Source organism: Sphingopyxis sp. KK2 (genome assembly GCF_001990265.1).
In the GTDB taxonomy this organism is placed as follows: Bacteria; Pseudomonadota; Alphaproteobacteria; order Sphingomonadales; family Sphingomonadaceae; genus Sphingopyxis.
Map to the genome: position 1 here is coordinate 1 of NZ_LYVN01000131.1, position 11,414 is coordinate 11,414.

Here is an 11,414-nt window from a genome sequence, read left to right on the forward strand (position 1 = left end):
CGCCAATGCCGCCTATCGGCTCAATCTGGCGAACTTCATCAGCGGCCGCGCAATCGACCTCCTCCGCCTCCACTGGACGACGCGCACCGCCGACGGTGTGGGCGGCGAGGCCGCCAGCCGCACCCGGGGCTTCGCGGTCGCCCAGCTCGCCCATCCCTCGGCATCGGGCGCGGCGATCAGCGAGACCGCGGCGCGCGCGCTCGCCGAACGCGCGGGCCAGGGCGAACTGTTCGGCCGCTGGACGGCGGCGCGCGACCGCGTGGTCACGCTCGACAAGGGCATCGAGGCGGCCGCGCAGCGCGGCAGCGCCGGCGACGCCGATCGGGCGCGCTTGCTCGGCGAGCGCGCCGTCGCCGGCGCGACGCTTGGCGCCGAGGCCGCCGCCCTCAAACGGGCTTTGCCCCCGATCTTTGCGACGCTCCGCCCCGAACCCGTGCCGCTGGCCGAAGTGACGGGTGCAAAAGGCGTGGCACCGCTTCTCCGCAAGGACGAAGCGCTGATCCTTCTCTACCCCGGAATGCCCGACGCCCGCGCCGAAATGAGTCGCGGCATCGTCTTCGCCGCGACGCGCGAGGGATCGGCCTGGGCCGAAATCCCGATCGACGGCGCCGACCTTGCGGCGCTCGTCACAACGCTTCACGGCCAGCTGTCGGATTCGAAATATTCGGGCGCGACGAAACACGACCCCTTACAACAGCCCGACGATTTCCTGCGCTATGATCGCACCGCTGCCTATAAGGTGCATCAGGCGCTGTTCGGCGACCCGGCGATCGCCGCGCTGCTCGCCGGCAAGCCGCGCTGGATCCTCGTTCCCGAGGGACCTTTGCTCGCACTCAATTTCGCGGCGCTCCCTTCGGCGGCGCCTGCGGGCGGCGCGCCCGGCGACGTCGATCCCGATACGCTGCGGAAGACGCAATGGCTCGGCCTCGACCGGGTCCTTGCGGTGCTGCCATCGGTCGAGGCTCTGCGCACCGCCCGGCGCGGCCCCCAGCGCGTAGCGAGCGGTGGAAAATTCTATGGTCTCGGCGATCCGGCCTTTCGCGGCGAGGCCGATCCCCCCGTCATCACCGACCCGGGCCAGACCCGCGGCAACCCGCTCGACGGGCTCGCCGCCGCTTCGACCGACAATGTCGGGCTGATCCCGCGGCAGGGATTGTACCGCGACGGCATCGCCGACCCCGCCAGGCTCGCGAAGCTGCGCCGCCTGTCGTACAGCGGTATCGAAGTGCGGCGCATGGCCGACTATTTCGGCGCCCCGCCCGAGCGCCGACTGCTCCAGCTCGACGCGACACAGGCGCGCCTCGATCGCAGCAATGACGAGGGCCTGCTCGCCGACAGTCAGGTGGTGCTGTTCGCGACCCATGCGCTGCTCGGCGGACGCTTCGACGGGTCGATCGCCGAACCCGCGCTTGCGCTGACCCCCGGCGCGCGCCGGCCCGGTATCGACGCCACCCCTGCGGACGACGGGCTGCTCACCGCGTCGGAGGTCGCGCAGCTGCGCTTCAACGCCGCGCTCGTCATCCTCTCGGCCTGCGACACCGCGGCGGGATCGCAGGGCGGCGACGGTTTCAGCGGGCTGACCCGCGCCTTCCTGCTCGCGGGTGCGCGCGCCGTCCTCGCGACCTACACACCCGTGCTCGACGATGTCGGCGAGCGAATCACCACCACGGCCGTCGCGGGACTCAAGGACGAACGCGGCGATATCGCGGCGGCGCTGCAGGGGGCGATGCGCGACGTGGCGCGCGACCCGTCGAAGGATGCCGCCGGCGCGTCACTCGCGCACCCCGCCGCCTGGGCGGTCTATGTCGCGATCGACCCGTCCTGACATCGCCGGCTACGGTCCCGTCTCCGCCCCGTTCGCATCGCTTGCCGGCGGCCCACGCGCGCCATGGCCCTCGCCCTTCGGCGCGGTGTCGACAACGGCCAGGTCGCGGCGCACGGGCTTCAGCGCCAGCGTGCCGAGCCGGATGCGCGGCGCCGCCTTGCCCGGCGACGCGCTCACCGCGAACGCACCGTCGATCCGCAACAGTTGCGCCGAATTTTTCGCGATACGCACCGTGTAGCGGCCGTAAGCGACACTTTCGAAAAGGAAATATCCGTCGAACTCGGTCAAGGTCGTCGCACGCACCCGGCCCTCGGCATCGACGAGTTCGAGGCTGAGCCCCTCGATCGCATTGCCGCCGTCGCGGATGATCGTCCCTTCGATTTCGCCTGCCGCGGTCATCGGCAGCATCACCCGCGTCGCCACGCCCGGACGCGGGGTGACGACGACACCCGGAAGCGCCGGCTGGACATAGGGGTCGGGCAGGCTGCCGGCGTCGATGCCGATCATCACAGCGCGGAACGGCTCGAGCCCGTCGACCGTCGCGCGCCCACCCTTGTCGGTCGCGGCGTCGACGAAGGCATTGCCCGCGGTGATCGGCACGTCGGGCAGCGCAGCCTCGCCCGGCTGGCGGATGCCGTCGCCATTATCGTCCATCCACACCTCGGCCATCACCTGGCCGCGGCTCGCGAGCTTCTCGCTCGACACGCGCCAGCCCCCGCCCTGCGGCTTCGGCCCGAAGCTGAAGGCGAGCGACAGCGACGCGGCGACCGATCCGTCGCTCGCCACTTCGCCGAATCCGGTGAGCTGCAACGTGTTGAACCGGCGCGTATATCCCAGGCCCGCCCGCGCGCGGTCGAGTCCCTTGTCGTAACCGAGTTCGGCGCGCCATTCGGCGTCGCCCTTCCCCGCCCATTCGGCGATCACCGTCGCGCGCGAATCGGCGCTCGCGCCCGACAGCGCAAAGCGCGCCTCGCCGCGGAGACGCACGCGCCCGATGCGGGCATTGGCCAGCAAGGTCGCGCTGAGGTTGTCGGGCGGATCGGGACCGATCGGCACCTTGGTCCGCGTCCAGTCGAGCTGGCCGGTGAAGGTCAGCGCGCGAAAGCTCGCCGAGGCGCGCGCCGAGGCCTCGAGACTCTGCACCCCCGATGTCCGGTCGACCTGGCGCAGGTCGAGATGCAGCGGCAGCACGGTGCGCCCGAGCTTGACCGACTGGTCGATCGAAATCTGGTACAGACCATTGATATTGTTTATGAAACGGTCCGAAACAAAGCCGCCGAAACCGCGCATCGCATCGGCGCGCACATAAGTCTCGCCGAACGCCGCGAGCCAGCTCGCGCGCACCGCCCCGCTCCGGTCGTCGGCATAGGCGCCCGATATTTCGAGCAGCGTCGGACCGATCGAACGGCGCAGCGCGACTTCCGCATAGCTCCGCCGGACATTCTCGATCATCAGGCTGTGGAGATAGCCCGCGACCGACGTGCGCGTGTCGAGTCCGCGTTCGAGCCCGAGCGTGCCGCGCCAGCCGCGGCGGAAGGTCTGGCGGCGGTCGCCGAACTCGATAAGGTCTGCATTTTCCTGCGCGAATCCCGCCCAATAATAGGTCTGCTGCGGCGGGATCGAATCGAGCCCGACCTGCAACTGCTTGATTTCACGCCTGATCTGGCCCTGCGGCCCGTAGAGCACGATCTCGAAACGATTCGATCCATATTGCAGCGGCACGTCGAGAAATTCGTAGCGGCCGTCGCCATTGGGGCTGGTGAAGGCGAGCAATTGCCCGTTGCGATAGAGTTCCGCGTCCCAGCCGGCGGGCAGATCGCCGCGAAAATCGGTCTTGTCGAACGCATCGGGGCGTTCGACCGGGCGGTTGGTGAGCACCGCGCCGCGCCCCGGTGCCGATCCGGCGACGATCCCGGTCGACAGCAGGCTGACGTCGCCGGCCGCATAATGCGTCGCGCGCAGCGGGCCGAGCAGATTGCCCGACGGATCGGTGCGATAGAGCCGCATGCGCAGGCTGTCGGGCACGCCCTCATTGTCCGACGACAGCCGCGCGTCGAAACTCTGCCCGAGCACCTCGCCCGCCGCAAAAACCTCGTAGCGCGCCTGGACATAGGATCCGCCGCGCTTGTCGTTGACGAAGCCCGCCGAGGCGACGACGTCGACCGAGGGCGTCGCCCAATTCTGGTACGGCCTGCTTGCCTGCGGCAGGCTTGCGAGGTCGAAACTTTGCTGCGGGCGCAGCCCGGCGCCGCGCGCGCGGCGTTCGGCGGCGAGCTGGAAGGGCAGTTTCTCCTTCGAATCGATCCGCAGCACCGCGTTCGACAGGTCGGGAACGAGCGGCAGCTCGAACCAGGTCGCGAGGCTCTTCACATCGACGCACCAGCCCGCCGCGGTGTCGCGGATCGCGGTCGCGCCGATGCTGTAGCTGCGGCTCCCGAGCCTGACTTCGCCCGCGTCGCGGTCGATCGTCAGGCCGCGCCGCTCGTCGAACACCCAGCCGGTTGCGCGGCGCAACTTCTTGTCGACGCGGATCGGCAGGTCGAGCGCGAGCACCATGTCGGCCAGGTCGACGCACACCCCCGTCGGGGTCTGGTACCCGCGCACCCCGTCGCCGAGCCGATATTGCCCCGATCGCACGTCGAACAGCCAGCTGTCGTCCTCATTGGGTTTCCAGCCGTCGGCGACCTCGGCCCTGTCAGCGGCAAGCGCGCCGGCGGGGACCATCCCCACCAGCGCCAGCCCGGCCGCAAGGGCGGGGAAAAACCGTATCAGAAGCGCGCGAAGCATCGCTGCCTCTCGCCGGACGGTCCGACCTAGCTCATTTCACCACCCGGTCGGCCTCGTCGATCGCGCCGCCGCCGACCTCGCGGTCCTCGGTGTAGCGGATGCGCACCGGACCCTTCAGCTTCGCCGCGAGCTCGGCGGGCACGCGCAGCTGGACCTGGCGCTGGCCGACCTCGGGATAGACCGCGATGCCGCGCGCGAGCAGCAGCGGCTCGGCAACCCCTGGCCGCGTCACCTCGATATCGCCATAGACCGAGCGATTGCCCGTTCGCGTCAGGTCGAAGGCGAACGCCGGGCCATCAACCGTGTCGACCACCCGCGCCTCGCCGATCGACGCCTCGGCGCCGAGGTCGCCGACGCGCACGATCACCGGGATGGTGATGCCATAGATCGGCGTCAGCGCGATCGACACGCCGCCGCTGGTCGCGGGCTTGGCGGGATCGGCCGCCGGCGCCGCGTCGGGCACCGCGCGGAACAGCATATGCGCGCGATATTCGCCCGGCGCCGTCCCCTCGGGCACGCGCACCCCGACGCGAATCACCTGCGGCTGATTCGGCGGCAGCGTAACGCGGCGCGGCGAAAAGCTGATCATGTTCAGCGCCGCCTTCTCGGCGTCGTTCGCGTCACCCTCGTCGATCTCGTCGAGCCCGCCAAGTGCGGTCATCCGCTTGATCTCGAGGCTGATGCGATAGGTCGCGGGTTCGCTGCCGATATTGTTGAGCACCACCTCGGTGCCGCGCGACCCGTCGAGCACGACGCGCGTCGGCGCGACGAGCAGGTCGCCCGCAGCCTGAACGGGCACAGCCGCCGCGCCGAGCACGACAGCCGAAAACAGGCCGAAGCCCTTCAAAAATCGCAACATGAAATGGTCCCCACCATCTGGAACCGGGCGGCCCACACCGCCCGGCAGTCCTCCCCCTGTTGCGCCAACATGGTTGATATTTCGCTAACTATGGCCGCGGTGCCGGGTCGTTCCCCCGCTCAATCTCCTTGGAATATCATGTCGAGAGGTTGGGCGGGGGAGCGGGCCGGCACCGCCCGCGCGCGTCAGCGCGCAAAAATCGCGCAAACAAAAAGGGCCGCCGGGGGCTGGTACCCCGACGACCCTTTTAATGGCCGGCGGACGCGAACGCCCGCCGTACCCCCCACCCTATAGGCTGTTACTGATAGTTGGCGGTGACGTTGAACGTCCCCGAATAGTCGCCCGCGGTCTGATTGGCGCCGACGCTCAGCGTGCCGCCGACCTGGAAGCTGCCGCCCGTCGCGCTCAGCGTGACGTTGGTCGCCGAATAGGTCAGCGACGAGGTCATCGTGCCGCCGAGCGAACCGTTGAGCGTCACCGACGAATCGCCGCCGACGAGCACCACCGCACCCGAGGTGCCGGCGATATTGAAGTTCGCGGCGGTCGTGGTGCCGGTGCAGGTCAGGCCCGCGCCGCAGGTCGCGGCACCCGCGGTCGACACCGCGACGGTCGAGGCGGTCGCGCCGCTGATGACCGTGGCGTACTGGAGGTCGCTGGTGTTGGTGAGCGTGATCTGGCGCAGGATCTTGGCCTTCGCCGTACCCGTGGCCGACGCCGCGTTCGCCGCCGAGGCGTTCATGGCGAGAGCGGCAATCGCGGCACCCATCAGGGCGCGCTTCAGTGCAATGTTGCGCATAAATTTTGGTCCCTTGGTCAAACTGAAGCGATTGGAAATCCCACCCCATCGCTGTCGCCCTTCTACCGACGACCCGTTCAGTCTTTGCCCAACAACCATGGTTAATGCCGCATTAGGGATTAGCCCGCATTTCGCAAGGAAAGCAGGCTGAATCAGGGCCTTAGGGCCAGAAAGCGGATGTGGTGGGGACCGCTCTTGCCTCTTTAACGGCCCGATGCGGCACAGATTAAGCGCGCGCGAAAGAAAGATTCGCGCGGCCTGCGAGACCCTCGAATCAGATCGATTCGCCCGAGAGCCGCTGGCAGATCATGTCGAGCTGGTCGAGCGAGGCGAATTTCAGGGTCAGCGCCCCCTTGCCCTCGCCGGCATAGACGATGCCGACCCCGATGCCGAGCAGCTCGGACAGATGCCGTTCGACCGCGACGATGTCGGGGTCGCGCCCGCCATCGATGCTCTTATACTCGAGCGGCGCCTTGCGCCCGCCGCCCTTGCCCGCGCGCACCAGCGCCTCGACCGCGCGCACCGACAGGCCTTCCTTGACGATCTTGCGCGCGATGCCCTCGGCACCCTCGGCGCCGATCAGCGCGCGCGCATGTCCCATCGCAAGGCTGCCGTCGCCGACGAGCTCCTGCACCGCACGCGGCAGGTCGAGCAGGCGCATCAGGTTCGCGACATGGCTGCGCGACTTGCCGACGAGCCGCGCCAACGCGTCCTGGCTATGCCCGAAATCCTCGATCAGCTTGCGATACGCGCTCGCCTCTTCGATCGCGTTGAGATCCTGGCGCTGGATATTCTCGACCAGCGCGATCTCATAGGTCGCCGCATCGTCGAGGTCCCGCACCAGCGCCGGGATCGCGTGCAGCCCCGCGCGCTGCGCCGCGCGCCAGCGCCGCTCGCCCGCGACGAGCTGATACCCCCGTCCGTCGGGCGCCGCGCGCACGATGATCGGCTGGAGCAATCCGCGCGCCGCGATCGAATCGGCGAGCTCGGCGATCGCACCCTCGTCGAAATGGCGGCGCGGCTGGCCGGGCAGCGGGCGGATGTCGCCGACCGCGACATGCTGCACCGATTCGCCGCTCGCCGGCGCGGGCGCCGCCGCACCCGGACTCGCGAGCACCGGTGCCTCGATCGAGGCATCGCCGAACAACGCGTTCAGCCCGCGCCCCAGTCCCGAGGGGCGCTTCTTCGCCGGAATCGCGCCAGATGCGCCAGTTTCGTCTTGTTTATCAGCCATTTATGCAGCCTTGCGAACATTGGGCAGGCGATCGATCAGCTCGCGCGCCAGCGCGATATAGGCCGCCGACCCCGCGCACCGATGGTCATAGATCAGCGCCGGCAGCCCGTGGCTCGGCGCCTCGGACAGCCGCACATTGCGCGGGATCACCGTCTCGAACACGACCGGGCCAAGCACTTCGCGGACATCGTCCGACACCTGGTCGGTCAGCCGGTTGCGGCGATCGAACATCGTCAGCGCGACGCCCAGGATCGACAATTTCTGGTTGAACTTGCCGCGCACGCGCTCGACCGTGGTGAGCAGCTGGCTCAGCCCCTCGAGCGCGAAAAATTCGCATTGCAGCGGGACGATCAGCGATTCGGCGGCGATCAGCGCGTTCAATGTCAGCATGCCGAGCGACGGCGGGCAATCGATCAGGCAGATGTCCCACTGCCCCGCCTCGGCGGCGGTCATCGCCTGCTGCAGCTTGTGCAGCCGGTCCTTATATTCGATCAGTTCGATCTCGGCGCCCGACAGGTCGACCGTTGCGGTAACGATGTCGAGCCGCGGCACCGCGGTCGGGATCGCGCAGTCGGCGAGCGTCGCCTCGCCGCGCAGCAGGTCATAGCTCGACAGCGTGCGCTGGGACTGCGGAATCCCCAGCCCGGTCGAGGCATTGCCCTGCGGATCGAGGTCGATAATCAGCGTGCGCCAGCCGGTCGCCGCGAGCGCGGTCGCCAGGTTGATCGCGGTCGTCGTCTTGCCAACCCCGCCCTTCTGGTTCGCCACCGCGATACGGATCATCATTTTCCTCGCTGTTTTGTCGCGATTTTTCCGACACCGACCAGAATTTGGCTCTCGGCGTCGGTGCGGCTCTGTTCCACGTGAAACATTCTCTGCCATGGCTGCGGCAGCAACGCCAGTTCCTTAACCGCGTTTCGGCCTTTTGGCAGCAGCCAGCACGTCGATTCGGTGGAAAAACGCGCGGACAAGTCGATCAGCCGGTCGAGCGGCGCAAAGGCCCGCGCGCTGATCGTCCCCGCCAGGCGTGTCTCGACGCGCTCGAGCGACGCCTCGGCGACTTCGACATGCCCCAGCCCCAGCTCGCCCGCGACCATGCGCAGAAACTCGCACCGCCGCTTGCGCGATTCGACGAGCAGCATCGGCCGCTCCGTCAGGATCGCGACGACCAGCCCAGGCAGCCCCGGCCCGCTCCCCAGGTCGATCCAAAGCCCCTCGCCCTGCTTATCGAGCGCGAGCAACTGCGCGCTGTCGGCGATATGCCGTACCCACAGGGTCGGGATCGTCGAGGCCGCGATCAGATTTTGCCGGTCGTTCTCGGCGACCAGCATCGCCGCAAATCGCTCAAGCTGCGCCGATTGCGCGGCGGTCGGCGCAAACGCCTGCTCCAACCAGTCGCGCGCAGCGCCTTCGTCTTCCAGTATGTCGGCGTCCGCCACGTCGCTCTTTCACCTTCCCCGCGCAGCGGGCTTTGTCCTTCTTCGTGCCTTTGCGCCTTTGCGTGAGATTTTGAAAGCCTCACGCAAAGGCGCGAGGAGGCTTCCCAAACATTGTCGTCATCTTTTTTCACAAAGACAAAAAGATGGGCGCCGAAGGCTCAAGGCGGCATTGATGAGAGAAACCTCCCGAAGCCTTGCGACGTGAGCTAATTTTCGAAGATGCGTCCGTGGATAATTCTTAGCGCTCTGACCTGTTCATGCGGTTGCGCGGACATAAGCAAGCCACCTCACCCGTAATTCCTCCAGATCTCAATTCGGAAGATTTCCGGCAAGAGCTCGCCAATGAACAGATGGCCGCGCTAAGCGAAGCCAGTATCGATTTTATCCTGAAGTTTACGATGGTAATTTTATGAGAGAATCCATTAATAACCGAAGTCCGAAATGGATTAACAAGAACTACTACCTTTCATTCAGCAATTGCCGAGACTTTTCTGAGGGGGTGAGAAATTAATAGGCCAAGATAATACAGAAAATTACAAAAAAGGCGCGAGACAGATATATGAAACATATAGAAGACGACATTTATGAAGAACTATATTTACTTTCTTATATCTTTAATCTTCCCTATTGTTTTATACTTTTTATTTGAATTGCACGTATTTCCTGCTATGTTATGGCTTTTAGTTCATCAATTATATTATTATCCAATATCTTGGATCGGAGAACCTTTTTTCATCAAAGATAGCGACATTGGATTTTGGGTTACTTTGCCCGGAAGGATTTTGACAGCGGCGATTTACTCTGCCGCATTCCTATCAATGATGCTCGGGTTTCGAAGATTCCGTAGATAGAATTACCGTGACAGTATACCTAACGCCCATATCCGGCTAGATTCCGCGGCTGTCCCAGCTACCTCGGATTACGGCGGGATTACGGTGAACACATGCGATAATCCCGAGCTTCGTGACGCAATCTGCCTGCATCCGACCTCGGCAACAGGCTGAAGCTGTCGCTCGGCAGCTCATTTGTGAGCACGTAGGCATCGAGTGGTCATCCCACGGTTCTACGCAATTTTTGGTTCGACAGGCCGAGTTCCGGTGGGAATAGCCCGTTAGCGCACTTGACCAAGCCCACCCTATGAAGGACTTTGCCGATTACGCCAAAATGGCCGGCCCTCAGGCCGCCCGCCGCTTGCTATGCACCAAAATCGCGGTCAGCGCCGCCGGGGTCACCCCGTCGATCCGCCCCGCCTGCCCCAGTGTTTCGGGCCGCGCCTTGCCCAGCCGTTCGACCATCTCACGCGACAGCCCGCCGATCGCGCCATAATCGAGGCCCGGGTCGAGCAGGATCGCCTCATTCGCCGCCAGCGACCGCAGCTCGGCCTCCTGCCGCGCGATGTACGGCGCATAATGGGCATCCTCGGCGAGTTCGGCGAGGATTGTCGCATCGATCGCCGCCAGCTCGGGCGCGAGCAGCGCGAGCTTCGCCATCGTCACCTCGGGAAAGCGCAGCAGGTCGATCCGCCGCCGCGCCGCGCCGTCACCGGGCAGCGCCAGCCCGATCGATGCATAATCGGCGCTCGTCACCGGCGCATCGAGCAACGCCGCCGCTTCGGCGCGCGCTGCCAGGCGCGCCTCGAACAAGGCCGCCGTCGCCGGCCGCACCAGCCCGAGCGCGATCCCCTTCGGGGTCAGCCGCGTCGCGGCATTGTCGGCGCGCAGCCGCAACCGGTACTCGGCGCGCGCGGTGAGCATCCGGTACGGCTCGGTCACCCCCTGCAGCACCAGGTCGTCGACCATCACCCCGATATAGGATATGGAGCGGTCGAGGATCAGCGGCTCGCGGCCCTGCACGGCCAGCGCCGCATTGGCCCCCGCAACCAGCCCCTGCGCCGCGGCTTCCTCGTAACCGGTGGTGCCGTTGATCTGCCCGGCGCAATAGAGTCCGCCGATCGCGCGGACCTGTAAGGTCCGGTCAAGCGCCCGCGGGTCGATATGGTCATATTCGACCGCATAGCCGGGGACGGTCATTTCAACCGTCTCGAGCCCTTCCATCGTGCGCAGCATCGCGAGCTGCACATCGGCGGGCAGCGAGGTCGAAATGCCGTTCGGATAGACGAGCTCCGAATCGAGCCCCTCCGGCTCCAGAAACACCTGATGCCCGTCGCGGTCGGCGAAGCGGTGGATCTTGTCCTCGATCGACGGGCAATAACGCGGCCCCGCCGCACCGATCGCGCCGGTGAACAGGGGCGAACGGTCGAGATTCGCCGCGATGATCGCGTGGCTTTTGGCATTGGTGCGCGTGATCGCGCAGAAAATCTGCGGCACCGTCCGCGCATTGTTCCACGTGGAACAGGTCCAGCTCGCCCCCTCGACGCTGTCCGACGGCTGCTCGGCGAGCCGCGCCCAGTCGACCGTGCGTCCGTCGAGCCGCGGCGGCGTCCCGGTCTTGAGCCGCGCCATCGGCAGGTCGGC

The 11,414-nt window shown here is 66.5% G+C and carries 8 protein-coding genes; 1 reads left to right on the forward strand and 7 read right to left on the reverse strand.

Features of this window, described 5'->3' with window-relative positions:
- The coding region (locus B1A78_RS17400) for a CHAT domain-containing protein (protein ID WP_144037882.1) at positions 1 to 1,825 on the forward strand (1,825 nt) is incomplete at its 5' end.
- A gap of 9 nt (positions 1,826 to 1,834) precedes the next feature.
- On the opposite strand, the gene B1A78_RS17405 is transcribed toward B1A78_RS17400, so the two are convergent.
- From B1A78_RS17405 to B1A78_RS17435, 7 genes are all read right to left on the reverse strand, one after another.
- Complete coding sequence (locus B1A78_RS17405; protein WP_077148178.1) at positions 1,835 to 4,612, reverse strand: collagen binding domain-containing protein; 2,778 nt, start codon at positions 4,610 to 4,612, stop codon at positions 1,835 to 1,837.
- Positions 4,613 to 4,643: 31 nt separating this feature from the next.
- Positions 4,644 to 5,471 carry a molecular chaperone gene (locus tag B1A78_RS17410; protein ID WP_077148179.1) on the reverse strand — a complete coding sequence of 276 codons (828 nt, stop codon included), beginning with the start codon at positions 5,469 to 5,471 and terminating at the stop codon, positions 4,644 to 4,646.
- Between the two features lie 298 nt (positions 5,472 to 5,769).
- A complete protein-coding gene (locus B1A78_RS17415) occupies positions 5,770 to 6,267 on the reverse strand; it encodes a DUF4402 domain-containing protein (protein ID WP_077148180.1) in 498 nt (165 codons plus the stop codon).
- Between the two features lie 274 nt (positions 6,268 to 6,541).
- Positions 6,542 to 7,501, reverse strand: coding sequence for a ParB/RepB/Spo0J family partition protein (locus tag B1A78_RS17420; protein WP_077148181.1), 960 nt, complete (start codon positions 7,499 to 7,501; stop codon positions 6,542 to 6,544).
- Positions 7,502 to 8,284 (reverse strand): ParA family protein, encoded by a 783-nt coding sequence (locus B1A78_RS17425; RefSeq protein ID WP_077148182.1) that lies wholly within the window; start codon positions 8,282 to 8,284, stop codon positions 7,502 to 7,504.
- Positions 8,284 to 8,940, reverse strand: coding sequence for a 16S rRNA (guanine(527)-N(7))-methyltransferase RsmG (gene rsmG / locus B1A78_RS17430; protein WP_256839126.1), 657 nt, complete (start codon positions 8,938 to 8,940; stop codon positions 8,284 to 8,286). The genes B1A78_RS17425 and rsmG overlap by 1 nt, the downstream gene beginning before the upstream one ends.
- 1,175 nt (positions 8,941 to 10,115) lie before the next feature.
- Positions 10,116 to 11,414 (reverse strand): FAD-dependent oxidoreductase (locus B1A78_RS17435; protein WP_077148184.1); only part of this gene is annotated, 1,299 nt, incomplete at its 5' end.

Excerpts from the sequence above, each read along its gene's own strand:
- B1A78_RS17405 (WP_077148178.1), bottom strand. The coding sequence starts at position 4,612 with ATGCTTCGCGCGCTTCTGATACGGTTTTTCCCCGCCCTTGCGGCCGGG.
- B1A78_RS17410 (WP_077148179.1), bottom strand. The coding sequence starts at position 5,471 with ATGTTGCGATTTTTGAAGGGCTTCGGCCTGTTTTCGGCTGTCGTGCTC.
- B1A78_RS17415 (WP_077148180.1), bottom strand. The coding sequence starts at position 6,267 with ATGCGCAACATTGCACTGAAGCGCGCCCTGATGGGTGCCGCGATTGCC.
- B1A78_RS17420 (WP_077148181.1), bottom strand. The coding sequence starts at position 7,501 with ATGGCTGATAAACAAGACGAAACTGGCGCATCTGGCGCGATTCCGGCG.
- B1A78_RS17425 (WP_077148182.1), bottom strand. The coding sequence starts at position 8,284 with ATGATCCGTATCGCGGTGGCGAACCAGAAGGGCGGGGTTGGCAAGACG.